Raw genomic sequence first — 24,575 nt, 5'->3', positions numbered from 1 at the left:
TTGCACTCACGAGGTCTATTTCCCCAACCTGGAGGCCGTCATCACCGCCGTTGAAGCGCAATTCGCCCAATGGGCGCCGGGCAATGAGACGCTACGACGTTTGCGTTCCATTTAACCATTTCGCATGTTTTTATGTCCCTGTGTATAACGATGCGGGCACCGCTCCAACCCTCAAGCCGCCTCCCGCACGGTGGGAGGCCAAGCGGGTCATGCGGGCATGCCCAATGACCAGGCTCTCACGCCCGGCTTCCACGACGGCTTTGTTCACCTGTTGGAGCGAGTTAATTTCGAGAATTCGTTCCGTCTGGGTGAGTAGCCGGTTCAGAAGCCGGAAGTTGCCGGCCGTGATCCGGATGATCGGCAACGATACCGTTTGCAGGCGTCGCAGAGCTCTCGCGGTAGGAAAGCTCCGGGTTGGTGTGCAGGTGGCGGCGCCAGCCCGCCATCTCGGCGTGGAACTCTGCGATGCGGTTGTGGACGGGCATGGCGCCGCTCCTACCGGGTGATCGCGTCGAGCGCCGTGGCCCGCGCCTTGGACAGGTGCTCGGTGAGGAGCCGGACCGCCCTGGCGCCGTCGCGGTCGCGGCAGGGCGCGAGCAGCGCGGCGTGCTCGTCGTGCGAGGCCTGCGGCCGGGACTGCACGGAGAGGCCGACGATCTCGGCACGGGTCGCGCGCACGTTCAGGTCGGAGATGGTGCCCAGGAGCATAGGGCGCGTACAGGGCGTGATGGAACCGCCAGTTGGCCGCGGCCGGGTCCAAGCGGCCGGTCGCAGTGGAAGCCGCGTCCAGGCACTGCTCCGTCATAGCGAGGCAGACCTTGTCCAGGTGGGCGAACGCAGCGCCGAGCGCGAGCGGCTCCAGGGCGATCCGCATGCCGAAGAGCTCCTGCACGGCGCCGGGCATCACCGGCGTGACGGTCGCGGAGCGATGGTGGCGCACGGTCACCAGGCCCTCGCGCGCGAGACGGAGGGGCGTGCGGCTGACGCCGAGGCAGCGGGCGAGTTCGTCCTGCCTCAGGTTCGCGTCAGGCTCGATGCTACCGTGATGCTACCGTCCAGGATCATGGCCCGCAGCCGCTCCGTGGCGTGGGGGACGGCTCCGACCGGCTGCTCAAGGTCGTGCATGATTGGATCTAATAGGCGTTTTTGGATCCATTCGTTCACCTCTCAGGAAGGCGGACGCAGCAGCTCTCGCACCCGCGAGCTACATCGTAGGCGTGGCGGCGCAAGCGGGCGATCACGCAACCTGCGCAACGGATGTCGAACGGATGCAGGCCTGGGCACGGTTGGCGGCTTGGCACAGGTCAGGCGGCCGGCGAACGTTGAGGCGCCTACCGTAAAAATCCACACGGTTGTTGCCAGCAGGCCTAAAAGCGTCGACCTTTGCAGAAACAGATCTAATGCGTCAGAACGCGCTTGGATGCACCGTCCCGAGGCGGCACGATGAGGAGAAGAATTTGGTCTCGCCTTACACGATCGACATAGCCGATGAACGACTTGCCGCCATCCGGGCGAAGGTAAAAGCCTATGATTGGAGCCAGCTTCCCGACATAGGCGGATGGGGATCGGGCGTAGGCATCGATGATCTCAAGCGGCTCGTCGCGTATTGGCAAAAGAGCTACGATTGGCGCGCGGTCGAGGGGCGCCTCAATCAACTCCCTAACTTCACGACCGATGTCGAGGGCGAGCGTATTCACTTCGTCCAGGTGAAGGGCGACGGGTCCAAGCCGCCCCTTCTCCTCCTTCACGGCTGGCCGGGCTCCTACCTTGAATTCATGCGCCTGCTGGAGCCTCTGGCAGCGGACGGCCATGACGTCGTCGTTCCCTCACTCCCGGGTTTTGCCTTTTCCAATCCGATCACCGGCGTCATCGGTCCGCGCCGGGCCGCTGCACTCATGCACACCTTGATGGTCCGTCTATTCGGCGAGGCGCGCTATGTCGTTCAGGGCGGCGATTGGGGCGCGCACATCGCGAGCTGGATGGCCTATACGCAGCCGGACGCGCTGCTCGGCTTCCACATCAACATGATGAGCATCTTCGCGGAGGATGCCGTTCCCACGAGTCCGGAGGAGAAGAATCTGTTCTCGCGCCGGGCGGCGATCCTCGATTGGGAAACCGGCTACAACCACCAGCAGGAGACGCGCCCGCAGACGTTGGGCGTCGCTATGGCGGACAGTCCGGTGGGCGCGGCCGGCTGGATCCTCGAGAAGTTCGGCAAGTGGGCCGACTTGCCCACGACCGCCGCCGGCAGTCCGGACATCTGGAGCAAGTTTTCGGAAGAGGAACTGCTCACCAACATCATGCTCTATGTCGCGCCCTCGGCGATCGTAACGGCGACTTGGATCTACCACGGCAAGCGCCTGGAAGGATCGGACCGGTTTCCCGCCGGGACGCGCATCCGCGTGCCTACGGGGGTTGCGGCATTCCCCGATCCCGTGTTCCCGCCGGCACCACGCTCGTTTGCCGAGAAGACTTACAACGTCGTGCATTGGAGCGACATGCCGAAGGGAGGCCACTTCGCCGCCCTTGAACAGCCGGAGCGGATGCTGGCCGACCTGCGGGCCTTCGTTGCCACGGTGTCGGGAGAGCGGTCTTGAGGGCTGAACTCTCCGTTTCCGAAGCCCGGCGCATCGCGCTCACCGCCCAGGGCTTTAATGCCCTAAGCCGCGGCGGCGATGTCAGCGTGACGCAACTGCGTAAGTTGACCGGCCGGCTTGGCCTTGTCCAGATCGATAGCGTGAACGTCCTCGTTCGCGCGCACTATCTGCCGCATTTCTCGCGGCTGGGTGCCTATAGTCGCGCCCGCCTTGACGCCGTGGTGGCCGCCAAACCCAAGCGCTTCTTCGAATATTGGGGCCATGAGGCATCGCTGCTGCCGATAGACTGCCACCCCTTGCTGCGATGGCGCATGGCACGCGCTCTTCGGGGCAAGGGCGTTTGGAAGCCGCTCGAACCCTTTGCGAGCGAGAGGCGAGGCGAAGCCGACGCCATGCTCGACCGCGTCAGGGCGGAGGGACCGCTGGCCGCGTCCGATGTAACCGGTAACAGAGCCTCGAAGGGAATGTGGGTCTGGAGCGACGCGAAACACGCGCTCGAATGGTTGTTCTGGGCGGGTCTGGTCGCCGCAACCCACCGCCGGGGCAGCTTCGAACGCGTCTATGATCTGCCCGAGCGCGTCTTGCCCCGCACCATCCTTCAGTGCCCCACACCGCGCGGCATTGATGCGCGGCGAATGCTTCTGGCTCGATCGGCCGAAGCGCTCGGCATCGCGACGGCGGATGACCTGCGCGATTATTACCGCATCCCTGCCGCAGACGTGCCACCCCTGCTTGAACAGTTGGTCGAGGAGGGGACTATCGCCCCGGTCCGCGTTCGCGGATGGCAGCAGCAAGCCTATCTGCACAAGGATGCGCGAGCTGGACGCAAGATCGAAGGCTCGGCACTCCTCTCGCCCTTCGATCCGCTCATCTGGCATAGGCCCCGGGTCGAGCGGCTGTTCGGGTTCCGTTATCGGCTCGAAATCTACACGCCCGCTCACAAGCGCGAGCATGGCTATTACGTGCTGCCCTTCATGCTGGACGGGGCGCTCGTCGCCCGCGTGGATCTCAAAGCGGACCGCAAGGTGGGGACGCTGATGATCCAGCGGGCCCATGTCGAGCCGGCGGCGCCCGGGTGCACCGTGGAGCGATTGCTCGCGGAGCTTTGCCTTCTGGCGTCATGGCTCGGTTTGTCGAGCATCGCCGTCGCACCGGCGGCAGAAATCGATCCCGCCTTTGTTGCAAGGGGTGCAATTGGCTGAGCTGGTCTCCTCTCCGAAACGAGATGCGCGAACTGGTCGGGGTAGGTCGTCACAGGCGCGTTCAGCAAGCTGATGTTGCTGTATCCCTGATGAAAGAGGCACTGACCTTGCTTGATGGACCGGAGGCAGCCCCGGCGGCGCGGCTCCTGCAAATGGCGATCAAGGCCGCGATCGACATACCTGGCAGCGGGTTCGGCGACGCTCTGGACGAGTCGAACGACGCCAACCAGGCAAATGACTGGGGCTGGCACCGTGCAAGCCAAACCTGGAAACTGACGATAATTGAGGGAGCATCATTTTGAGCAACACCGCGCTGAGCTCACTATACCGTGGCTACATTGAGTGTTTGAACGGACAGAACTGGGCTGAACTCGATCGATTTGTAGATGACCAAGTTAAGCACAACGGCCGCTCACTTGGGCTATCCGGATACCGCGATATGCTGGTCCGTGATCATGCGGCTATCCCCGACCTTCAATTTAACATCGACTTGCTGGTTTGCGAAACGCCTCATGTCGCGGCGCGACTTCTGTTCAACTGTACGCCAAGAGGCGAGTTCCTTGGCCTGAGAGTTGATGGACGAAAGATTTGTTTCGCTGAAAATGTCTTCTACGAATTCCGAAATGTAAGAATCATGTCAGTCTGGTCAGTCATCGACAAAGCTGAAATCGAGATGCAGCTCAGGCACTGAAAAGCACGTCCGCTTCCAGTCGATCGACCCTTTGAGCACACGGATCGTCAGGGATGCGGTGGGAGCGGGATGTGCAAAACTGGCAGGGTCGCCACGGTGCTGATGTACCGCTTCGTTGGCTGCGCGTCGCAGGTCGTGAAATAGGTCGATGACGTCGCGTGGGTAGGCCGTGCCACGCTTGAGCCGGCCGAGAAGCTCGGACTGTGCCTCATCCACACTGACGAACTCGCCAGCACGCGCGGCGAGCGGCTGAGCGATTTTGGGGACAGTATAAGGCCAGCACCGAGGCCGCTGGAAGCGTGTTGTTGCTACATTGTTGTCGAATCTGCGGGTGAAAAAATTTGATCATCAGTTCCAGCAGAAGTCGCCGGAAGGGGTAAAGGTTCCGCTGAACTCGGACGAGTTTGGCCGAACGCACGCGGAAAAGATTTTAAAGTTTATATGGAACGGTTCTTAATGCATGGCGACGGTGATTAGGGCCAATCTCACCCTAACCGCTTACCTGATCGCCCTTAGGCAGGAAGCGAATCAACCTTGTCAGACTGGGGTGCCGGTCTATCTTTGTTTTCGATAAAAATCCGCAGATTTGGCAAATCTGAGCCGGGCACTTCGTCTACCAACCCCAGCCAATAAGCCTCCTCGGGACTTAGATCGTAATCCGCTGATTGCAAACGACGGCAAAGTGATACCATGAAATACCAGAGCGGCTGGATCTTGTGCCCAATTTTTTCGCCCAGCCATTCCTGCTTGTCGGGACCATTTACTGTCAGGTTGTCATATTCGGCTTTTTCGGAGTCTCCCAATAACAATGGCCCGTACAAACGTACCAACCGTTTGACACTCCGCTTTTGCGAGCCGAAATGAAAGTCCAAAGAGGTTGCACTTTCATAAGTGACAACGCCTGCTGTATCGGTCCGCGACCCGTGGTAAAGAATCTGCGTGTGTGGGTACGCGATAGCGTAGTCCCCAAGGGCGAGAAAATCGGCCGCGGCACTCGCGGCTATTCCGATAACAGCAGTAATCAATCGGCACTCGTCACCATCGGGATGAGGCGCCTTAACCATCCGTCGGATGGTCTCCGCAAGTGCAATCGACCCTCCTGGGCTGTCGATGTAAACGGTGATCGGTTCGACGCTCGCTAATCGAAGCCGGTTGATCTGCGGTAGTACCTCGTCAACCAGGGATTGGTTAATGACGCCCCGCAGATAAATCGCACGATCACAATCCTCGCGATAATCCTTATTAGGGATTCCCACAAGCCCAGCGAGGGTCAGGCGCTTTTAATGAAGCGATGGATTGCGTTGCTTTCGTCAGTAACAGACGGTTCCTTTTCTGTTCGAGGTCGCACATCCTCGTAGAATGCTGTGGTATCGCCACCGTAATTAGAGATAATTATACGGATAACCTGCTCTAATTCGCTGTCCGCGGGCGAAAACATCTCGCCCGCATTTTTGGTCGGGATGGCTTCCAGGACGGGCATAAATGAACCTATGTCATTGGTTAATGACGTCAAATGGGACCGGTTTTACAGAAAAAAATGCCTTTTTCAAATACTACTTCCGGTCCAGCCGAGGCAGCGATTCCTTGTCATTGATGTTCATATGAACGTATATGATCGCCGAATCGAATCGATTCGCTTTCTCGGGTTGGCAAATACGCTAGCATTTAGCGGCACGGTTCGGGAGCGTAATTTTCAGGGCACTTAAAGGGCACCGAAACTCGTTAGGAGCGGCATTGCCCTTGAGGGATGCTCTATAAGCGTTTCGAAACCAATGCCATGCCGAGGAGGGGACTCGAACCCCTAAGGATTGCTCCACCAGATCCTAAGTCTGGCGCGTCTGCCGATTTCGCCACCTCGGCTTAGGCTGCAGGTCTACTCTGCCATCGTTACCGGTGAAACCAATGGAAAGTTTTGCACCCCCCGGGGAGATGGCGGCTTACGCCGTCTCGAGCCCAAGCTCGCGCCGCGGGTCGCGAGCGTATTTGAAGCCGGCCGGCGCCGGAAGCGTCGGTCGGGTAAAGAGCAGGTAACGAAACGCCGTGCCGAGGTGGGCCGGGTGCAGGAGCGTTTGCAGCTCTCGTAAGAACCGGGCGTCGCGCCCTCGCGGGCCACCGGTTTCGGTGGCGCCGCTGAGCTCCCGGAGCCGTTTTTCGGCGGCGCCGACCATGAAATGATGCTGGTCCGTGAAGCCGGCAACCTCGAGGCCGGCCCGGAGGCCGGCTTCAGCCAGGCTGGTGAAATCGACGTGGGCGGTGATGTCCTTCTCGCCCAGGGCGCTCAAAGGGTCATGATCCCTCCGGTGGCGACGGTAACAGCTCAGGGTCCCTTCGCGCCGGTGCGGCGCGTAATACAAGTCTCGCGGGTAGCCGTAATCGAGTACCAGCACGAAGCCGCGGTCGAGCACGCCGGCGAGGTCGCGAATCCAGCCCAGGGCGGCCAGATTGACCTCGGTCCGGTACGGCGGGCCCGGCGGCGGGGTGGGAATGCGTTTGAGGTGCGCGGCCAATTCCGGGGCGAGCTCGGGCAGGGGGGCGTAAATCAGCCGGTCGCCGTCCAGCGTTACGCCCAGTTCGCGCCAGCCGTCCGGGTGCTGGCGCTCGACAAGGTGGACCGGAAAGGCGTCGACCAACTCGTGGGCGTGCGCGACGCCGGTAAAGGGGCGGACTTCTTCAAGGCTGCCTGCCCACGTCACCTTGGAACCGAAAGCCGCCAGCCGGTCCTGCTGGGCGCGCTGCTTGGATCGATGCGGTTCCACGACGAGGTAAGTCACGGCTGAATAAGTTTCGGGAGCCGCCTGGCTCAGGCGTTCCAGGATGTCCAGAGCCAGCCGGGCGTCCTCAGCGCCTTGTTCCAGGATCGTGAATTGCGTCGGGGCGCCCAGGATCTGATGCATGGCGGCGAACTGATCGGCCAGGAGTTGCCCGTAGACGCTGCCGACCGAAACATTGGTGAAAAAGTCGCCGGCTTTCCCGGTTCGCGTTTTCGGCTGAAGGTAGTAGCCGTGACCGGGGTGATAGAGCGCCAGATCCATGAGTTCGGTAAAACGGATCACGCCGCGGCGAGCCACCTCGTCGTGGATGAGTTGGGCAATCGGGAAAGCCATAACGGTCAGGTAATCACCGTAGGGCCGCCAGAATTTTGGGACTGCAAACTCAAGCAAGTGCGGATTTTAGATTTGATCCGGCCTAAAGACCGTGACAGGGATCTCGTCTAGACCTTTATGACCGAACCCAGGCAGCGCAAACCGTTTTACAAAAGAGTCTGGTTCATAGCCGTGAGTTTCCTGCTGCTTGCCGGGTTGGGCGGGGCGGCTTACTTCTACTTCGCCTTCGTGGTCCGGTACGAGGCCAAAGCGGCTGAGTTTGACCTTTCGAAGCTCGAGAATCTTGAGTCGGCCAGCGTCATTTATGACCGGTCCGGCAACGTTTATTCGAAGCTGTTTATTCAGAATCGCGAGCAGGTGCCGATGGACCAGATTTCACCGCACCTGGTCGATGCGGTGATTTCGGCCGAAGACAACCGGTTCTACGAGCATAGCGGAATTGATTTTCTCGGCATTTTCCGGGCGGCGCTTAAGAACACGACCTCGGGCCGCATCCGGCAGGGGGCGAGCACGGTTACCCAGCAGCTCGCGCGCAACACCTTCGACCTGCGCGACCGGACCTACGACCGGAAAATTCTCGAGGTGTTCCTGTCTTTGCGGATCGAGAGATCGGTGCCGAAGTCAAAGATCATGGAGTTGTACCTGAACCGGGTTTACTTCGGGGGCGGCCTTTACGGTGCGCAGGCGGCTTCCAAAGGTTATTTCGGTAAGGCGGCCAAGGATCTTACCATCGGCGAGGCGGCGATGCTGGCAGGCTTGCTCAAGAGCCCGAATAATCTGTCACCCTGGCGCAACCCGGAAGCGGCGATGGCGGAGCGGGACTTTGTTCTCGGCCGTATGGTGGACAATAACAAGATCACGGCCGCCGGGGCCAAAGCCGAGCAGGCGCAAGCGCTCCAGATCCGGCCCAAATCGACTTTCGTGTCGCAGTCGTACGCGATCGACTTCATCCGGCAGCAGGTCCAGGATGAATTGGGGTTCGAGGCTCTGCAAAGCGAGGGGTACAAGGTCTACACGACGATCGATCCTGACCTCCAGCGGGCGGCCGAGGAGTCGCTGACCAAACGGCTGGCCGAAATCGAACAACGCCCGGATTACCAGCACCAGACGCACGATCAGTACACCGCTCTGCTGAAGCAGTGGCGGGTTTCGCATCCGACCGCAAACACCCCGCCTGCCCCTGAGTACCTGCAGGGTGCGGTCCTGGCGGTGGATAGCCGGACGGGAGAGATTCGGGTCATGGTGGGAGGGCGCGATTACGGTCAAAGCCAGTTTAACCGGACTTACCAGGCGTCGCGCCCGGCCGGAACGGCCTTCGTCCCGTTTGTCTTTGCGGCGGCGTTCGGCAAAGGGATCTTCCCGGGCTCGCTGGCTGACGATTCGCCGATGGACAACCGGCAAGTGATGATCGGGGGCACGACAGGCATTTTAGGCGAGTGGGGGGTGGAGAGGGTGGATAACCGCTACGAAGGTCCGATCCCGTTACGGCGCGTGCTCGCGGAATCCAAGAATGCCGCCACGGTGCGGGTGGGCGTGGAGGCGGGCGTCGACGCGGTGCGTGATCTGGCAAAGAAAGCCGGGATCAGCGATGACCTGCGGCCCTACCCGGCGACATTCCTGGGCAGCAGCGAAGTGACCCTGGAAGATTTTGTAACCGCCTACACCATCTTCCCGGGACAAGGGGCGCGGCCCCCGGCGCTGTCGATCGTTTCGCGGATTGTGGCTGCGGACGGCCGCGTCGTTTACCGGCATCAGGCTAACCGTGAAAACGTTCTCGACCCAGGCATAGCGTTCGAGGTGCATTCCTTTCTTACCGACGCGCTTAATAACGGCACCGGGGCCAAAAGCCGGGAACTGTACGGCCTGAAAACCCCTTACGCGGCGGGCAAGACCGGGACGGCCTACAATTTTACCGACAACTGGTTCCTGGGTTACGACAGCGCGATTACCTGCGGGGTGTGGGTAGGGTTCGACAAACCGCAATCCATCTACCGTGGTGCATTCGCGAACGACACGGCATTGCCGGTGTGGGTCAGCGTGATGAACGCGTCGTTAACGAAAGATTCGCCGAGGGAACTGGCACGGCCGATTGATCTGAAACGGGCGGAGGTTTGCCTTTCGACGGGGCTGCCCGCCTCGCCTCACTGTCTGCTCACGGCATCAAACGACCCAAGTATTCCCGCCAGAAAGGGTACTTTCGTCGAGTTCACGACGGCGCGGCAAATGCCCAAGGAACAGTGCTGGCTCCATGGCGATGGCAACCGTTCGCTGGCGCGCAGCGTCAAAAACCAGGACATTCCACGCGCCGTGAGCGCAGCAGATTCGAGCCAGGTGGCTGCCGTGAGCCTGCGTGAGCCGACCATCATCGGCAATGACCCGTACAATTCGGTAAAACCGCGCGTCCGGGACCCTGGTCAGACCCAGACGGCCAAAGCCGACTGGACGCCGGCGCCGCGCGCGCTGCCCGTCAGCACCCCGGAACCTGAGGTCCGGCGCGCGCAACCGGTTGGCCCGCTGGACCGGCCGCAGGAGCAGCCGAGGATGGATCTGCCCACACCTGAGCCGATCGATTTAAGCGACGACCCGACAAGTCTCTAACCCGGAGACGAGCAAGGGGCGAGGGAGACGGCGTGTGGCGTCGTCTCGCCGGCAAACCCGGTTTAACCCTGCATGCGAGGCGCTCCGAATCCGTCGGTTCGGACGGCATATTGGAAGGGCGTCCAAGGTCCCTCCGCGCGGACCGGGGGGCTGTGCCGGTGGTGGCGATGGGCGGTCAAAAACGTTTCAATCCGCTCCAGGGTGGCGCGCCGCGGGCGTCGCACACCGGAGAGCCATTCCTCGATCACGCGCCCGTGGACGCTCAAGAATCGGGCGATGCGGCGGGTCGAATCGCCGTTTTCCTGGATGCATTCCTGCAGGGCTCTGAGGATAACGTCCTCTCGATCATCAGATTCACTCATGGTAGCACTCCAATTCAGAAACCGGGTTTCGTTGGGCGCGAGGGTCGATGCTGTCGGTCCTGGCGGGGCCGTCATCGCTAGGCCCTCGGTGTTTGGCGTGAGCACCACGTGATTTATTCGAGTCGTGCGCGGAATCTTTGCAGGAATTTTCGGTCGCATTACCGCGTGCTTCGGCTGCGGAGGGTCGTAGCGGGTCAGGTTGTTGCGCCGCGTGGGGGCTGAAAAACCGGTCCTTAAAGGGCTGCGGGTCTCGGCCTGGACCAGGTTCGATCGCCCTTTTGAGGTTGGGCGCGCCACGGTGGTCCGCCGATCCGTACCGCCGCCGGGCCGTGCGGGGTGATTTCAACTCTCCAGTCTGATGTTCATTCTTGATACCGTCCGGCCTGGCCGCTAGCATTCAGCGCGCTGTTCTGAACCTTCAGCCTGTGATCCCCCAAATCCGTACAATGACGTGATGCCGGTCCCCCCTTCGCCCCAAGCGCCCGGCGTCCCGACCCTCGCCGCCCAGGAGGTATCGAAATCCTTCGGACCCGTCACGGTCCTGGAAGGGATCAACCTTGATTTCCACGCCGGCGAGATCCACGCCGTTATCGGGGAGAACGGTGCCGGGAAATCCACCCTGATGAAGATCCTGGCCGGCGTTTACGAACCGACGAGAGGATCAGTCCTGTTTCGCGGCAACCGGGTCCGAACCGGGGACTTGCGCGAGATGGAAAATCTCGGGGTCCGATTCATTCACCAGGAATTGAACCTTGCCGAGGACCTTACGGTGGTCGAAAACCTGTTTTTGGGGCAGGAACCCCGGCACGGGTGGTTTCTGGATGAGCCGCGGATGCACAAGGAGGGCCGGGAGGTTCTCGCTGAGATCGGGGCGGATCTTCCGCTCCGCGAACGCGTCGGCAATCTGCGCGTCAGTGAAAAGCAGATGGTCGAGATCGCAAAAGCGATCGCCAAACGCGCGTCGGTGCTGATCCTGGATGAGCCTACCGCCGTTCTGACCCAACGCGAGGCCGAGCGGCTTTTCAAGGTCATGGAAAGCTTTGCCGCCGAAGGGGTCGCCATCCTCTACATCTCGCATCGCCTGGAGGAGGTTAAGCGCCTGGCGCACCGGATCACGGTCTTGCGGGACGGCAGATTGGTTGCGACGCGGCGCGCGGACGAATTATCACCGAACGACATCGTCCGCTTGATGGTCGGACGCGATCTCCACGATCTCTTCCCGCCCAAAGCGGTGAAGCCTGAGCTGCCGCCGGTGCTTGAAGTGAAGAATCTGACCATCCCGGGTTACGTCCAAGGGGCTTCGTTCAGTCTGAAGAAAGGTGAAATCCTGGGATTTGCCGGGTTGATCGGCGCCGGCCGCACCGAGCTTTGGGAAGGGGTGGTGGGTTTGCGGGAACGATTGTCGGGAGAGATCTGGAAGAACGGTAAATCCGCCCGTTCCAGCGGCTACCCGCAGGCACTCGAACGGCTCCGGATCGCTTACCTGCCGGAAGACCGCAAAGGAAAAGGATTACTGGTCGAGGAAGACGCGCGCACAAATTATTCGCTGCTCGGGCTGAAGCGGTTCGGCGCCTGGTTTGTGAACGAGCGCAATGAACGCGAGGCGTTCAAAACGGCAGTGGAACAATTCCAGATCAAAGTTTCCAAAGATCAAGCGCTGCCGGTAAACCGGTTCAGCGGCGGCAACCAGCAGAAGGTGGTGCTGGCCAAGATCTTGACCGTCGACCCGGAGATCATTGTTTTTGATGAGCCGACGCGGGGGATCGATGTCGGGACGAAAGCCCAGATTTACCGGTGGATCAGCACAATCGCGGCGGACGGCCGTTCCTGCGTGGTGATCTCTTCTGAACTCCTCGAGATTATCGGGTTGTGCCATCGCGTGCTCGTCATGCGCTCGGGCCGGATCGTGGCCGACCTTACCGGCCCCGCCATCAACGAGGACGAAATCATGCTCTACGCAACCGGCGTAAAACAGGCCCAATCGGGAACACGACCCTTGGAGGGCGTGTGAGCACCGAGGGCACGCGCAGGGATCAGATCAAAATGAGCGTCTCACCGACTCCGCTGATAACATGAGTGCGATCGAAACAGCCGAGCCCGGTTCGCAACCGCCCGCGACGCGAGGGCACCACCTTCGCCGGTTCGGCCGGTGGGTGCGCGACGTTGGTCCCGCGGTCGCGCTGGTGTTGCTGGTGGTTCTCGGCATTGCCCTGAACCCCAGTTTTCTGTCATGGGGCAACCTTAGCAATGTTCTCACCCGAAGCGCCTTTATCGGCATCATCAGCATCGGCGCAACCTTCGTGATCGTCACGGGAGGGATCGATCTCTCGGTAGGAGCCATGGCCGCTCTGGTGGCCAGCCTGATGATCATCATCATGAACCGGCTAACCCAGACCGGGTGGGCGGCGCCCACCGCCGTCGCGGTGGGAATCGTGGCCGGGGTTCTCTTCGGTTTTCTGGCCGGGCTGACCAACGGGTTGCTCACCGCCAAAGGCAAAATCGATTCATTCATCGTTACCCTGGGCACCATGGGAATTTTCCGGTCGCTCGTGACCTTCCTGGCCAGCGGCGGCACCCTGACGCTTAATTCCACCGTCAGAGAAGCTTACCGCCCGGTCTACTACAACGAGTGGCTGAACTTGCCGATCCCGGTCTGGGTGCTTGCTTTGGTCGTGGTTGCCGGAACCATCGTGTTGACGAAGACGCGGTTCGGACGTTATTGCCGGGCGGTCGGTTCCAACCCGGACGTTGCTCTTTATTCGGCGATCGAAGTGAATCGGATTCGCATCGCTGCGTTTGTGGTGCAGGGATTCTGCGTGGCGCTGGCCACCTTGCTGTACGTCCCGCGGCTTGGTTCGGCTTCAGCCCAGACCGGGCTGGGCTGGGAACTCGAAGCCATTACCGCCGTCGTGGTGGGCGGGACCGCACTGCGCGGCGGGTCCGGGCGAATCTGGGGCTCGATCGCCGGGGCCCTGATTCTGACGTTGATCGGGAACCTTCTCAACCTCACGAGTATCATCAGCGTCTATCTGAACGGCGCGGTTCAGGGAGTGATCATCCTCGGGGCAGCATTGCTGCAACGGGGCAGCCGTTCGCGCTAACGATGCCGAAACAACGGGTGATCTGCCAATTTCCCCCAACACCATGTTAGAAACAATAAGCATGAAAAATCTGAGAAAGACCCTCGCTCTCACCACTCTGCTGGCCGCGTTTGCAGCCGGCGCGGCCGCGCAGGCCCAGGAAAAAATCCGGATCGGCGTTTCCATTCCGTCTGCGGATCACGGGTGGACGGCCGGCGTCAACTTTGCCGCGCAGGAAACCAAGACCAGGCTCGCCAAGGTTTATCCCAACCTGGAGTTCGCGATCGTCACGGCGACAAACGCGGCGGATCAGGCCAACAGCCTGGATGACCTGGTGACGACCCAACAGGTCAAAGCCCTGATTATCCTGCCGTATGAATCGGGACCGTTAACCGAGCCCGTTCGCGAATTGAAGAAAAAGGGCTTGTTCGTGTGCATCGTGGATCGCGCGCTCACGGAGCCGAACATCCAGGATCTGTACGTTGCGGGCGACAATCCCGGGATGGGCAAGATCGCGGCAGAGTACTTCACCAAGCGTCTTAACGGCAAGGGCAACGTCGTGGTGTTGCGCGGCTTGCCGACGGTCATTGATAACCAGCGGGTTGACGCGTTCATGAACGGGATCAAAGGCACCGACATCAAGGTTCTGGATTCCAAATACGCGAACTGGAACCGTGATGACGGCTTTAAGGTGATGCAGGATTACCTTACTCGTTTTCCCCATATTGACGGCGTCTGGGCCCAGGATGACGACATCGCCCTCGGCGTTCTTGACGCGCTCCGGCAGGTTCACCGGGAAAAGGAGATGTTTGTCGTCGGGGGTGCGGGCATGAAAGACATCGTGAAACGCATCGAGGATAAAGACACTTTGGTCCCCGTGGATATCATTTACCCGTACACGATGGTGGGTACGGCCATGGAAATCACGGCGATCCACTTCACCTCCAAGGTCGCATCGACCGGGACCTTTATCCTGGATTCGCCTTTGGTGACCCCGGAGAACGCGGCGCAGTATTATTTCCCCAATTCACCATTCTGAGGTAGCGGGTAGCGGGTAACGGGTAACGGGTAACGGGTAGCGGGTAACGCGTAGCGGGTGCTTCGATCTGCGGGTCTGTCGGGACGATCATGATGGATCCGCAAACCCGAGCCGGACGCCGGCATCGGGCACCCCGATACCGCTCCGAACGCCGAACTGCACTTAATACCCGTACCCGTGACCAGTTACGAGTTACCAGGTGCCCGTAACCGTTTCGTACTCGGTCACCACGGTGCGGACGCGCACATCGTGGGCGTCGCGGGGCAGGTCATCGATCAACTGCAGGTGGAAGGCAACTCCGACGGTCGTCACGGCTGCGTCCAGGGCGGCCAGGTAACGGTCATAAAAGCCGGCGCCGCGCCCGAGCCGGTCGCCTTGGCGGCTGAAGGCCAAGCCGGGCACGAGCACCAGGTGAGGTTCCAGGGAGGAGGCCGGCTGGATGGGGGTGAGCAGGCCGAATTTGCCGCGCTGCAGTTCCGCCCAATCCTTGGCGGAGGCAAACGCGGGCGTTGAATTCTCAAGGGTAGGAAAGAGAACCGTCCGCCCGCTCCATAACCCGGCTGAGTCCAGACACGTCAGGTCAGGTTCGTCCGGCCGCGGCGCGAAAAGGGCGATGCAGCCGGCCTGCCGGATAAACGGGATGAGTCGCTCGCAGATGGCTAATGAGCGCGCGCGGCGGTCTGCGGCCGGCATTTCCTTTAGTTCTGCCCGGATCCGGCGGCGGAGGTGCGCTTTTGCGATCGGCGTGATTGCCATACCGGTCGGATAAGATAAACCATTGATGGTGTGACGACCGAGCATCAACACCAAGGAGTCTCCGTTGGGCTCAAGCCGGGCCGAGGATGGTTACGGCGCAATTTCATCACTGAAGTCTATTTGCCTTCACTTTTCTCGAGGCGGCGCGGCGATTCGGCCCGCCCTTCATACCCCGTCCTGCGAGACCACGATATTTGCCTTACCTGGATCGGGCACGCCTCTTTCCTGATCAGCTGGCGCGGCCTGAACCTGTTGATCGACCCGATCTGGTCGCTTTGGCTGAAGGTGGTGAAGCGCATGAGGCACCCCGGCATTCATCTGGATCACTTGCCGGCCATTGACCTGGTGCTTGTCACCCACGCGCACTTCGATCACCTGGACCGGCGCACCTTGCGGCGGATTGCCGCCGCACAACCGATCGTTGTTCCTTATGGGGTCGCCAACCTGGTGCACGGCTTAGGTTTTGACCGGGTCCACGAGATGCATCCCTGGGAGACGCTGTCACTGAACGATGTCACCGTGACGCTGACCCCGTGCCATCATTGGGGGGCGCGGGTGCTCCACGACCGGTACCGCGGGTTCGGCGGGTTTCATTTCAAGTTCAGTGACCGTTCGGTGTTTCATTGCGGGGATAGCGCTTACTTTGAGGGTTTCAGGGAAATCGGGCAGCGGCTCCCGACCGAGATTGCCCTGCTGCCGATCGGCGCCTACGAGCCTCCGATGAAACGCGAGGTGCACATGAACCCGGAACAAGCCGTACGCGCTTTTTCCGAACTTGGCGCACAAACGCTCGTCCCGATGCACTACGGGACGTTCCGGCTCAGCTACGAACCGCTGGATGAACCGCTGGAACGGTTCCGCGCCGAGGTGAACCGGCGCAATCTCGACGAACGTGTGCGGATCCTGGACGAAGGGTTACCGACCATCTTCTGAGCTGAGCGTTGCGGGATCATTTTTTCAGGCGGGAGAGCGCCCCGAGACGAATGTCGTCCTGGAGTTTTTTGACTTCCTCCGGCTTGCGATTACAGAGCAGGGCGGCGATCAGGGCGTCGCCCCGGCGGTAGCGCGCGATGAAGTTCTGTTTATCGCGAGAGCCTTCAATTTCTGCGAGCAGATGCGGCATCGAGAAATCGCCGACAAGGTCAAAGTGCATGCCCAGGATGCTGCTCGACCACGCGGGGACCACCTCGAATTTCTGGCGTTTTCGACCGGTCATGTTTCCGCCGGCCACGAAACCCTGCAGCTTCGCCATGTCATGGTTGGTCATCCGGCGTACGCCGCCGAAGATGCGGTCGGGGTACAAGGCGATATCGCCGACGGCGTAGATGCCTTTTTCGTCGCTCTCGAGAAACTCGTTTACGGGGCAGCCGCCGGTACTGCTGAGGGGGGTATTTTGAACCAACTGCAGGTTGGGTTCGGCCCCGATGGCCACAATCGCGAGCCCGGCCGGGAACCGGAGCCCACTTTTAGTCTGGACGTTTTTGACGACCGTTTTGCCTTCAAAACCGTTCAGGTTTTCATTCAACAACAACTGGACGCCCGCCGCCCTGAATTTCTCCGTCAGCCAATCGGCCGTCGCCGGATCAAAAAATTCCTGCAGCATGGCGCGGTCGCGGGTAAGCAGACTGATCTTCACGCCGGTACCGAGCAGCGAGGATGCCACCTCCGCGCCCAGAAAACCGGAACCGACGATGACCACGTACTTCTCGGACGCGAGGATTTCGCGGGTGGCCACGACGTCACGATAGTTTCGAAGGTAGACTACATTACCCAGGTTGAAGCCAGCTACCTGCGGCCGGCGCGGGCGGCTGCCGGTGGCCAGGCACGCCTTGCGGAACTCAATGGTTTGCCCGCATTCCAGGACGGCGAGGCGCCGGTCGATGTTGAATTCGCGCACCAGGGTGCCGATCCGCGTTTCGATGCCCCTCTTTTGGTACCAGTCCGCGTTCTTTTCGATGAGCTTGTCGACCTCGGGTATCCCGTCCTTTAACACGGACTTGGATAGCGGGGGACGCTGGTAAGGCAGAAAAGGTTCATTGCTGACCAGCGTGACCGATCCTTTCGGGTCGTACTGCCGCAAGGCATCGCATACCGAAGCCCCTGCAACACCGCCGCCGACAATCAGGTAGTCTCGATGGATCATGAAGTAGCGTAAAATATAGGGGTTTGGCTCACCTTTCTCACAGGAAAATGTCAGTCTCTCTTCTGGTAAGGTGAACGGAATCGTTCGCCGCAGTTAAGAGTTAGGGCTTGACAGGCGGCCAGAAAAACCTCCTGGCCGGCCAGGTTGACGTAGCCAAACGGCCCACCCAGGCCGGGCGGGTAGCTCCAGCCCAGGACTGCCGCCAGATCGCCGAGGTCAGGGTCGACGAGGATTCCCTCTTTTAACGCGTGCATCGCCTCGAGGCTTTGAATAACCAGCAGGCGCTGGCACACGATGTCCGGGGTGATCGCGCCCGGTTCCGCGGGAAAGACGTCACGCAGCTTCGGCCAGGTCCGCCGTTCGCCACGGGGACCATAATCATAAATGCCGGCGCCGCTTTTCTTGCCGGCGCGACGGAGGCTAAGCATACGATCCAGCAGCCGCACCGTTCGCGGGGCGTCGCGTGCCGCGCCCCGGCGCTCCCGGGCCAGGCTGAGGAAAATGTCCCGGAGCAGGTCCAATGAAGTCAGGTCAGCCATGGCGAGCGGACCGATGATCATCCCGGTATTGAGGGCCGAATTGTCGATCAGCCACGGATCGGCGCCTTCCTCGAGGAGGAAATAGGCTTCCTGCACGTAGGCCATGACGACGCGGCTGGTGAAAAAGCCGGGCCCATCGTTAACGACGACCGGGATTTTGCCCAGGCACGAGGCGAGTTGCAACGCGCGGGCGACGGTATCGTCGCCGGTGCGTTCTCCACGGATGACTTCCAGCAGGTTCATCCGGTCAACCGGGGCAAAAAAATGCGTGCCCAGGAATCGTGCGGGTTCGGGCGTTAACTCTGCCAGGCGCGAGATCGGCAAAGTGGTGGTGTTCGAGGCGAGGATAGCGCCGGGCCGGAGTACCCGGCCGGCTTCCCGCAGCACTTCGGCTTTGGCCTCGAGGCGTTCATAAACGGCTTCGATGACGATGTCGGCCCCCGCCAGAGGACGAAAGTCAGGCGCGCCGTGAATGCGGCCGATCAGATTTGAGGCTGCGGGTTCCGGTGCCGGGCCGGAGTGGGCAAGTTTGCTGATGCGTTCGAATGACCGGATCAACGCCTCGGGGTTCTGGTCGGTCAGAAACACTTCGCACCCGGCTCGCGCGGCGGTATAGGCTATCCCGGTGCCCATCAGGCCGGCGCCGATCACGCCGATCACGGGAAGGGTGTCCGGGGGCGCAACCGCCATTTGGGATTTCGCCTTTGCGGTTGCCGTCGAGAAAATCCGGAGCCGATTTTGCGTTGAAGGGGTCAGGCGCGTTCGGAAAAACTCGGCTTGTTCAAGTTTAACGGCGGGCTCGAACGTTCTTTCCAGCCCATCGTGCAGGCTGCGAAGGAGGGCGGCCGGCGCGGCGTCGGCCGGCGGCATGCGGCCGCGCACCTCAAGGAACGCGGCGTTCAGGATTTGCGCGCGTTCGGCGAACGACAGGACTGAACCGCCGGTTCCCGAGGGCTGAGGCTGACGATCCCAGGGTTGGCGGGGAAGGGCGCCCTGCGTAAACCGGGGAAAGGGTTCGTCGCGGGCCGCGACCTGCACGAGACCCCATTTCACGGCCGCCTCCGCGTTCAGCGGCTTACCGTGCACCAGGACGGCGACAGCGTCGGCCAGCGGCACGAGGCGCCCTAGCCGCTGGCCGCTGCCCAGGGCCGGCAGGAGTCCGAACTGCATGGCGGGAAAGCAGAACTGCGCTTCCGGGTTGGCCAGCAGCCGCCTCCGGCAAGCCAGGAAAATCTCAAGCCAAAGGCCGGTCAGGTCTTGTTCGACCCAGGCGATCGTACCAGCTTCGCGCGTCTCGAGCCTTCGCGCCAGATCACACCATCGGCGCAAGCCGGCTTCGGCCTGAAGGTATGCCGGGAGGTGGTCCCTCGAGAAGTCCGAAACGCTTGAAAAGCGAAGCACCAAGGGCTCGTCCGAGACGGACCCTGACGCCTCCGTGATCTGATCAAAAACTTCGCGCTCAGGGGCGGCAGGCAAGGCAATCTCTACCATACGGCGTCCTTCAGACTTGTCGCAAAACGGTAGCGACGCCCATGCCCAGCCCCGTGCACATCGTGACTACCCCGTATTCCGCGTGCCGCCGCTGCATTTCATCGAGCAGGGTGCCGACCAGGATGGCACCGGTGGCGCCCACCGGGTGTCCCATGGCGATCGCGCCGCCCGCGACGTTGGTGCGCTCCAGCGGCACGCCGGTTTTCTCGAGGAAATAAAGCACGACGGAAGCAAAGGCCTCATTCACCTCATACAAATCCACGTCCTCGAACGTCAACTTGACCCGTTGCAAGGCCCGTTCGGCGGCGGCAGCGGGGGCCGTCAACATGATGCAGGGGTCGTCTGCGACCGAGGCGGTTGCGATAATCCGGGCCCGGGGCCGCAGGCCGAGCCGTTCGCCTGCCGGCCGGTTGCCGACCAGGACCACGGCGGCGCCGTCGGCAATCCCGGAGGAATTGCCGGCGTGGTGCACGTAATTGATGGGTCCCACGTCCGGGTACCTGAACCGGAGCACGTGCCGATACCCTTCCTCGCCCGCGCGCGCGAAGGCCGGCGGCAGCCCGGCCAGACTTTCGACGGTGACGTTTTCGCGAACCGTCTCGTCTTTTGCCAGGATCCCGGTTGGTGTCGGAACCGGCACGATCGACGAGTCAAACCAGCCTTTGCTCCAGGCGTGACACGCCCGCTGCTGTGAAGCCGCCGCCAACGCGTCAACATCGGCCCGGGAATAACCCTGACGCGTCGCAATCAGGTCCGCAGCCAAGCCCTGCGGGATCTGCGAGGTTTGGTCCCGAAACGCGAAATCGGTGACCATGGGGCCGCCGGACCCGAAAATGCTGACCAGAGACAACATTTCGACCCCGCCGGCGAGGGCCAGGTCCGATTGCCCGGCCATCACCTTGGCGGCGGCCGCATTGACCGCGTCAAGACCCGAGCCGCAAAAGCGCGAAACCATCAGGCCCGGCACGCGTTGAGGAAAACGGGCCTGGAGTACCGCCGACCGCGCAAGGTTTCCGCCTTGATCGTTGATTGGTTCGCAGCACCCGAGGATCACCTCGTCGACGAGAGGCGGTAAGGCCGGATGTTTCCGCGCCAGTGATTCGAGCAATACGGTAACCAGTTGAAGCGGCGTGCAGAGGTGCAGGCCGCCGTTCGGTTTGCCCCGTGCTCTAGGGGTACGCACGGCATCGTAGACATAAGCAGGTGTGCTCAAGGCAATACCCCGGCCGGTCACCGGGCCCTTTCTTTCGTAGGTTCACGCCTGAAGCGCCATACTCTACTCGTCACGGGTTCAGCCGCCGTAACCGGCGGTCAAAGTGGTCTTCGCGAGGGAATGGCGCTCCAGCTCGGAGGCGACGGCGGCGGCGTTCAGCGTCTTTTGCGCGGCCGTCACCTCGGGCACGTCGAGCGCGTAAACCGTGATCACGTACCGGTGAGGATGATCGCCCGCCGGGGGACACGGCCCGCTGTAGCCGGTATCGCCGAAATCATTCCGAGCCTGACGCACGGCGGTGCCCAAGGTCCGGGCACGGCCGGGACTGCCTGCGCCGGCGGGGAGATTCCGGGTTTGCGGCGGCAGGTTGAAAATGGCCCAATGCCACCACCCGTGGCCGGAAGGCGCATCCGGGTCAAACATCGTCACGGCAAGGCTTCGGGTGGCGTCCGGCGGCGGGGTCCAGCGCAGGTCGGGTGAAATGTTTTTACCCTGGCAGCCCGAACGGTTGTACACCTGCTCCGGATGAAACCTGCCGCCTTCGACGAGGACCGCGCTCATCACGCGAAAAGCGCCATTTGCCTCGGCGGCAGGTGCCGGCGCCGGTGCATTGAAGGCGAACCCAAACCAAAGGAAGAGCAGGGGAAGCCGGCGCACGCTCGGTTCGTATAACCGCAAGGGAAGGAAAAAGGCGGGTTGCATGGGGGTAACCAATTCGTTTATCCCACTCGACCGACAAACATCGATGATCGAGGGGCGATAATCAACGAAGGACGGCTCCCCTCGACACCCCCCGTTTTGAAAAATGCGGCCGGCGCGTGCCGTTCCGGCGGGCTGCCCGGCGGCGTGGAAACGGTAGGAGAGCAGGTTCAGCCGGAATCCAGGGTAAGCGATGATTTGACATCGCGGGCGGCCTGTGGCTTTGTGTCGGCTCAGCGCGAGCAAAAATGATGCCGTCGGTCCCTGGGTCGTCGTGATTTTACGCGATAGATCGCCCGCGTCAGGGGTAACCCGGCTACACTTGAATGTTAAAATGCCCGTTCGTTTAGGACGTTTCGAAATGCCCAAAAGCCTCGCCAAAGACGAGGCGACGGCGACCGACATCTATGCCCGGTTCATCGCTGAACCCTTTGAGGCTGGTTACGGTCACACCGTTGGTAACTCGCTCCGGCGCGTGCTGCTTTCCTCTTTGGAGGGGGCCGCGATCACCTCGGTGCGTATCCAGGGCGCCCAACATGAATTCGGATCTCTGCCTGGCGTCGTTGAGGACGTCACGGACATCATCCTTAACCTGAAAAAGGTTCGTTTTAAGGCTGCGGATCACGAGGCGCGGACCGTCACGATCTCGATCAACAAGGAAGGGCCCATTACGGCCGGCGATATTCACACGACCGCGGGGATGGAGGTCCTGAACACTGACCAACTGATTTGCACCCTCGATAAGAAGCAGAAATTTGAGGCTGAACTCGATGTGCGGGTCGGCCGCGGCTTCTTCACGGGCGACGAAAACAAACGCCCGGACATGCCGATCGGCGTGATCCCGATCGACTCCATCTTTTCTCCGGTCACCCGGGTCAAATATGCCGTTGAAAACACGCGTGTCGGCCAGCGGACGGATTACGACAAGTTGATCCTGGAAGTCTGGACCGACGGCCGGGTGAGCCCGGATGACGCGTTGCTGCAGGCCTCAGCCATCCTGCGGCATCACCTCGACGTGTTCGTCAACTATGACGACAATCAGGTCGAGTTTGATGAAACGCCGGAGGAAGTCAGCCAGGAGAACACCCGTCTCAAGAAGATGCTCAACATGAGCGTCAACGAGATCGAATTGTCGGTGCGTGCCGCCAATTGCTTGAACAACGCCAACATCACCACCGTTGGCCAGTTGGCCATGAAGACGGAGGCCGAGATGTTGAAGTATCGCAACTTTGGTAAGAAATCGCTTAACGAGATCAAAGAAAAGTTGCAACACCTCGGGTTAAGCCTTGGTATGAAGTTTGAGGCGGGCCTGGTTGAACCCATGGCCGGCGGCGACCGCAACGACGAAAGCAAACTCATCACCTTGTAACGCCATGCGTCATCGTAGGAAAACCATCAAACTGGGCCGGAAAGCTGAGCACCGCAACCTCATGCTTGCCAACCAGGTCTGCAGCCTGATCGAGCATCAGCGGATCAAGACGACCCTGGCGAAGGCGAAAGCCGTCCGGCCTTTTGCGGAGCGCATGGTCACGCTGGGTAAACGCGGCGATCTGCACGCGCGCCGGCTTGCCTTTGCTTTTTTGCGGCAGGACGGTGCGGTGCGCAAACTGTTCGCCGAGGTTGCCCCGCGGGCGGCCACCCGCCAGGGAGGGTATTGCCGGATCGTGAAACTGGGACCGCGGCAGAGCGACTCTGCGCCGATGGCCTTCATCGAGTGGGTCGACCAGCCCATGGCGTCCGAGAGCCGTTTGGCGACGGCTGAAACGGCTGACAAGAATAAGGGTAAGTAATAAAGCCGGCGGCACCGGTGCCGGCGCCGGCGCTGGTCCGCAGCAGAAGCGTGGTTTTCGAAAGGCCGGCGGCAGCCGGCCTTTTTGTTGCCTGCAAGGCAATGCTGTTTCCGGAACTTCGCGGACGAATCGTGCTGGTGACCGGCGCAAGCCGCCGGTCTGGCATCGGTGCCGCCATTTGCCGGGCCTTTGCCGGCCAGGGCTGCGACGTTTTCTTCACAGTCCACAAGACATTCGATACGGCTGGTTACGGCGGTGCGCAGGCGGATCCGGAAGGTCCGCCGGCGCTGGCTGAAGAATTACGTGCCCGGGGTGTGCGCGCCGGGTTCATGGAGGTGGACCTTGGCCACCCCGAGGCGCCGGGTTTGGTGTTGAAAATTGCCCGGACCCAACTGGGGAGCCCGTCGGTACTGGTCAATAACGCTGCCCATTCGGCCCGGGACGGCTTTGAAAATCTTACCGTAGAGAGCCTCGACCGGCATTACGCCGTTAACCTGCGGGCCACGGCAATGCTCGCGGTCGAATTTGGCCGCGCGTACGACCGGACCCACGCGGGACGCATCGTCAACCTCACGTCGGGTCAGGATTTGACTCCCCTTCCGGGGGAACTGGCGTACGCCGCCTCCAAAGGAGCGGTTTCTGCCTTCACACGGAGCCTGGCAAAAGAGCTCACCGCAAAAGGTATTACCGTTAACGCGGTTGACCCTGGCCCGACGGACACCGGTTGGATGACGGATGAGGTGAAGGCGTCATTGAAGGTCCAAAGCGGGTTTGGGCGGCTCGGCACGCCGGAAGATGCGGCGCGCCTGATCGTGTTCCTGGCGAGCGACGCGGCACATTGGATCACCGGCCAGGTCATTCATTCGAGGGCGGATTTGTAGTCTCGTGAAAATTAAAACGCCATAGCATCAAAGGTTGGGGACGTCCGGTTGTTGGCGTTGATGGTCGCGCCGTGTCTGGCCGGTCCGTCGGGAGCCGGCACCCGCCGGGGCAGCGTTTCAGGCGTCCCTGATAGGCGACGCAATCTCTCCTATACCATTTAGACAGTTAGTTTGGTGGAATTTCGACCAGGTTTCAGCCCGGAAGGGGCGAAAGAACCTAGCCCAGGGTTTTACCTCTGAGCTTTACCCACATTTTTTGAGAGCAGCGCGGGGACAGCCGTGACCGTCTTTCGGCCCGAAGGGCCAAGAGAACATAGCCCAGCGTTTACCCCTCGACCTGACCCGCAATTCTGCCGCCGTCAAGCAAGACCCGGCACGCGCCACGCATCC

At 61.3% G+C, this 24,575-nt stretch carries 24 protein-coding genes, 1 tRNA gene and 1 pseudogene; 12 read left to right on the top strand and 14 right to left on the bottom strand.

Features of this window, described 5'->3' with window-relative positions; genetic code table 11:
• Nucleotides 1-281: 281 nt before the first annotated feature.
• From JO015_16730 to JO015_16720, 3 genes and pseudogenes are all read right to left on the bottom strand, one after another.
• Complete coding sequence (locus JO015_16730) at nt 282-485, bottom strand: hypothetical protein (GenBank protein ID MBW0000743.1); 204 nt, start codon at nt 483-485, stop codon at nt 282-284.
• A gap of 10 nt (nt 486-495) precedes the next feature.
• Nucleotides 496-708, bottom strand: a complete 213-nt coding sequence (locus JO015_16725; GenBank protein ID MBW0000742.1) for an FCD domain-containing protein — start codon at nt 706-708, stop codon at nt 496-498.
• 205 nt (nt 709-913) lie between these two features.
• Nucleotides 914-1,036, bottom strand: a pseudogene (locus JO015_16720) (GntR family transcriptional regulator).
• A 421-nt stretch (nt 1,037-1,457) separates the two neighbouring features.
• On the opposite strand from JO015_16720, the gene JO015_16715 reads away from it, so the two are divergent.
• The 4 genes from JO015_16715 to JO015_16700 all read left to right on the top strand — a co-directional run bounded on the left by JO015_16715 (nt 1,458) and on the right by JO015_16700 (nt 4,490).
• Nucleotides 1,458-2,597: an epoxide hydrolase gene (locus JO015_16715; GenBank protein ID MBW0000741.1), complete on the top strand. Its 1,140-nt coding sequence runs from the start codon at nt 1,458-1,460 to the stop codon at nt 2,595-2,597.
• Complete coding sequence (locus JO015_16710) at nt 2,594-3,799, top strand: YcaQ family DNA glycosylase (GenBank protein ID MBW0000740.1); 1,206 nt, start codon at nt 2,594-2,596, stop codon at nt 3,797-3,799. The genes JO015_16715 and JO015_16710 overlap by 4 nt, the downstream gene beginning before the upstream one ends.
• An 89-nt stretch (nt 3,800-3,888) precedes the next feature.
• On the top strand, nt 3,889-4,101 hold the full coding sequence (locus JO015_16705; protein ID MBW0000739.1) for a hypothetical protein: 213 nt from the start codon (nt 3,889-3,891) through the stop codon (nt 4,099-4,101).
• Nucleotides 4,098-4,490, top strand: a complete 393-nt coding sequence (locus JO015_16700) for an ester cyclase (protein ID MBW0000738.1) — start codon at nt 4,098-4,100, stop codon at nt 4,488-4,490. The genes JO015_16705 and JO015_16700 overlap by 4 nt, the downstream gene beginning before the upstream one ends.
• On the opposite strand, the gene JO015_16695 is transcribed toward JO015_16700, so the two are convergent.
• The 5 genes from JO015_16695 to JO015_16675 all read right to left on the bottom strand — a co-directional run bounded on the left by JO015_16695 (nt 4,446) and on the right by JO015_16675 (nt 7,594).
• Nucleotides 4,446-4,706: a hypothetical protein gene (locus JO015_16695; GenBank protein ID MBW0000737.1), complete on the bottom strand. Its 261-nt coding sequence runs from the start codon at nt 4,704-4,706 to the stop codon at nt 4,446-4,448. The two genes, JO015_16700 and JO015_16695, sit on opposite strands and share 45 nt — an antisense overlap.
• A gap of 296 nt (nt 4,707-5,002) precedes the next feature.
• Nucleotides 5,003-5,746, bottom strand: coding sequence for an ATP-dependent Clp protease proteolytic subunit (locus JO015_16690; GenBank protein MBW0000736.1), 744 nt, complete (start codon nt 5,744-5,746; stop codon nt 5,003-5,005).
• Between the two features lie 14 nt (nt 5,747-5,760).
• Nucleotides 5,761-5,970, bottom strand: coding sequence for a hypothetical protein (locus tag JO015_16685; GenBank protein ID MBW0000735.1), 210 nt, complete (start codon nt 5,968-5,970; stop codon nt 5,761-5,763).
• 298 nt (nt 5,971-6,268) lie between these two features.
• A tRNA-Leu gene (locus JO015_16680) sits at nt 6,269-6,350 on the bottom strand.
• Between the two features lie 77 nt (nt 6,351-6,427).
• Nucleotides 6,428-7,594 (bottom strand): SAM-dependent methyltransferase, encoded by a 1,167-nt coding sequence (locus JO015_16675; protein ID MBW0000734.1) that lies wholly within the window; start codon nt 7,592-7,594, stop codon nt 6,428-6,430.
• Nucleotides 7,595-7,711: 117 nt separating this feature from the next.
• On the opposite strand from JO015_16675, the gene JO015_16670 reads away from it, so the two are divergent.
• A complete protein-coding gene (locus JO015_16670) occupies nt 7,712-10,192 on the top strand; it encodes a transglycosylase domain-containing protein (protein ID MBW0000733.1) in 2,481 nt (826 codons plus the stop codon).
• 62 nt (nt 10,193-10,254) lie between these two features.
• Here the strand turns inward: JO015_16670 and JO015_16665 are convergent, their stop codons facing one another.
• The gene (locus JO015_16665; protein MBW0000732.1) at nt 10,255-10,554 is read right to left on the bottom strand and encodes a hypothetical protein; all 300 of its coding nucleotides are present in this window, start codon (nt 10,552-10,554) and stop codon (nt 10,255-10,257) included.
• Nucleotides 10,555-11,008: 454 nt separating this feature from the next.
• Here JO015_16665 and JO015_16660 point away from each other — a divergent pair, with 454 nt between their 5' ends.
• The 3 genes from JO015_16660 (at nt 11,009) to JO015_16650 (ending at nt 14,673) form a co-directional block, all read left to right on the top strand.
• Nucleotides 11,009-12,565, top strand: a complete 1,557-nt coding sequence (locus JO015_16660) for a sugar ABC transporter ATP-binding protein (GenBank protein ID MBW0000731.1) — start codon at nt 11,009-11,011, stop codon at nt 12,563-12,565.
• Nucleotides 12,566-12,626: 61 nt separating this feature from the next.
• Nucleotides 12,627-13,655, top strand: a complete 1,029-nt coding sequence (locus JO015_16655; GenBank protein ID MBW0000730.1) for an ABC transporter permease — start codon at nt 12,627-12,629, stop codon at nt 13,653-13,655.
• Nucleotides 13,656-13,716: 61 nt separating this feature from the next.
• On the top strand, nt 13,717-14,673 hold the full coding sequence (locus tag JO015_16650) for a substrate-binding domain-containing protein (GenBank protein ID MBW0000729.1): 957 nt from the start codon (nt 13,717-13,719) through the stop codon (nt 14,671-14,673).
• Nucleotides 14,674-14,865: 192 nt separating this feature from the next.
• On the opposite strand, the gene JO015_16645 is transcribed toward JO015_16650, so the two are convergent.
• Nucleotides 14,866-15,429 carry a 5-formyltetrahydrofolate cyclo-ligase gene (locus tag JO015_16645; protein ID MBW0000728.1) on the bottom strand — a complete coding sequence of 188 codons (564 nt, stop codon included), beginning with the start codon at nt 15,427-15,429 and terminating at the stop codon, nt 14,866-14,868.
• Between the two features lie 21 nt (nt 15,430-15,450).
• Here JO015_16645 and JO015_16640 point away from each other — a divergent pair, with 21 nt between their 5' ends.
• A complete protein-coding gene (locus JO015_16640) occupies nt 15,451-16,362 on the top strand; it encodes an MBL fold metallo-hydrolase (protein MBW0000727.1) in 912 nt (303 codons plus the stop codon).
• A gap of 16 nt (nt 16,363-16,378) precedes the next feature.
• On the opposite strand, the gene JO015_16635 is transcribed toward JO015_16640, so the two are convergent.
• The 4 genes from JO015_16635 to JO015_16620 all read right to left on the bottom strand — a co-directional run bounded on the left by JO015_16635 (nt 16,379) and on the right by JO015_16620 (nt 21,376).
• Nucleotides 16,379-17,572, bottom strand: a complete 1,194-nt coding sequence (locus JO015_16635) for an NAD(P)/FAD-dependent oxidoreductase (protein MBW0000726.1) — start codon at nt 17,570-17,572, stop codon at nt 16,379-16,381.
• 50 nt (nt 17,573-17,622) lie between these two features.
• Nucleotides 17,623-19,602 (bottom strand): hypothetical protein, encoded by a 1,980-nt coding sequence (locus tag JO015_16630; protein MBW0000725.1) that lies wholly within the window; start codon nt 19,600-19,602, stop codon nt 17,623-17,625.
• 10 nt (nt 19,603-19,612) lie between these two features.
• Entirely contained in the window at nt 19,613-20,815 is a 1,203-nt protein-coding gene (locus JO015_16625; protein ID MBW0000724.1) for an acetyl-CoA C-acetyltransferase, read from the bottom strand.
• Between the two features lie 78 nt (nt 20,816-20,893).
• Nucleotides 20,894-21,376, bottom strand: coding sequence for a YbhB/YbcL family Raf kinase inhibitor-like protein (locus JO015_16620; GenBank protein MBW0000723.1), 483 nt, complete (start codon nt 21,374-21,376; stop codon nt 20,894-20,896).
• A 472-nt stretch (nt 21,377-21,848) separates the two neighbouring features.
• Between JO015_16620 and JO015_16615 the strand changes: the two genes are divergently transcribed.
• The 3 genes from JO015_16615 to JO015_16605 all read left to right on the top strand — a co-directional run bounded on the left by JO015_16615 (nt 21,849) and on the right by JO015_16605 (nt 24,185).
• Nucleotides 21,849-22,883 (top strand): DNA-directed RNA polymerase subunit alpha, encoded by a 1,035-nt coding sequence (locus tag JO015_16615; GenBank protein MBW0000722.1) that lies wholly within the window; start codon nt 21,849-21,851, stop codon nt 22,881-22,883.
• A 4-nt stretch (nt 22,884-22,887) separates the two neighbouring features.
• Entirely contained in the window at nt 22,888-23,304 is a 417-nt protein-coding gene (rplQ, locus tag JO015_16610; GenBank protein MBW0000721.1) for a 50S ribosomal protein L17, read from the top strand.
• A 101-nt stretch (nt 23,305-23,405) separates the two neighbouring features.
• Entirely contained in the window at nt 23,406-24,185 is a 780-nt protein-coding gene (locus tag JO015_16605; GenBank protein MBW0000720.1) for an SDR family oxidoreductase, read from the top strand.
• The last annotated feature ends 390 nt before the right edge of the window (nt 24,186-24,575 follow it).

Source organism: Verrucomicrobiota bacterium (assembly GCA_019247695.1).
Taxonomy (GTDB): Bacteria; Verrucomicrobiota; Verrucomicrobiia; order Chthoniobacterales; family JAFAMB01; genus JAFBAP01.
The sequence above is the reverse complement of the archived record's forward strand: the minus strand, read 5'-3'. Positions and strand labels throughout refer to the sequence as shown.

Excerpts from the sequence above, each read along its gene's own strand:
- JO015_16645 (MBW0000728.1), bottom strand. The coding sequence starts at position 15,429 with ATGGCAATCACGCCGATCGCAAAAGCGCACCTCCGCCGCCGGATCCGG.
- JO015_16665 (MBW0000732.1), bottom strand. The coding sequence starts at position 10,554 with ATGAGTGAATCTGATGATCGAGAGGACGTTATCCTCAGAGCCCTGCAG.
- JO015_16650 (MBW0000729.1), top strand. The coding sequence starts at position 13,717 with ATGAAAAATCTGAGAAAGACCCTCGCTCTCACCACTCTGCTGGCCGCG.
- JO015_16670 (MBW0000733.1), top strand. The coding sequence starts at position 7,712 with ATGACCGAACCCAGGCAGCGCAAACCGTTTTACAAAAGAGTCTGGTTC.
- JO015_16620 (MBW0000723.1), bottom strand. The coding sequence starts at position 21,376 with ATGAGCGCGGTCCTCGTCGAAGGCGGCAGGTTTCATCCGGAGCAGGTG.
- JO015_16655 (MBW0000730.1), top strand. The coding sequence starts at position 12,627 with ATGAGTGCGATCGAAACAGCCGAGCCCGGTTCGCAACCGCCCGCGACG.
- JO015_16605 (MBW0000720.1), top strand. The coding sequence starts at position 23,406 with ATGCTGTTTCCGGAACTTCGCGGACGAATCGTGCTGGTGACCGGCGCA.
- JO015_16730 (MBW0000743.1), bottom strand. The coding sequence starts at position 485 with ATGCCCGTCCACAACCGCATCGCAGAGTTCCACGCCGAGATGGCGGGC.
- JO015_16615 (MBW0000722.1), top strand. The coding sequence starts at position 21,849 with ATGCCCGTTCGTTTAGGACGTTTCGAAATGCCCAAAAGCCTCGCCAAA.
- JO015_16630 (MBW0000725.1), bottom strand. The coding sequence starts at position 19,602 with ATGGTAGAGATTGCCTTGCCTGCCGCCCCTGAGCGCGAAGTTTTTGAT.
- JO015_16725 (MBW0000742.1), bottom strand. The coding sequence starts at position 708 with ATGCTCCTGGGCACCATCTCCGACCTGAACGTGCGCGCGACCCGTGCC.
- JO015_16675 (MBW0000734.1), bottom strand. The coding sequence starts at position 7,594 with ATGGCTTTCCCGATTGCCCAACTCATCCACGACGAGGTGGCTCGCCGC.
- JO015_16705 (MBW0000739.1), top strand. The coding sequence starts at position 3,889 with ATGAAAGAGGCACTGACCTTGCTTGATGGACCGGAGGCAGCCCCGGCG.
- JO015_16660 (MBW0000731.1), top strand. The coding sequence starts at position 11,009 with ATGCCGGTCCCCCCTTCGCCCCAAGCGCCCGGCGTCCCGACCCTCGCC.
- rplQ (MBW0000721.1), top strand. The coding sequence starts at position 22,888 with ATGCGTCATCGTAGGAAAACCATCAAACTGGGCCGGAAAGCTGAGCAC.
- JO015_16635 (MBW0000726.1), bottom strand. The coding sequence starts at position 17,572 with ATGATCCATCGAGACTACCTGATTGTCGGCGGCGGTGTTGCAGGGGCT.
- JO015_16685 (MBW0000735.1), bottom strand. The coding sequence starts at position 5,970 with ATGCCCGTCCTGGAAGCCATCCCGACCAAAAATGCGGGCGAGATGTTT.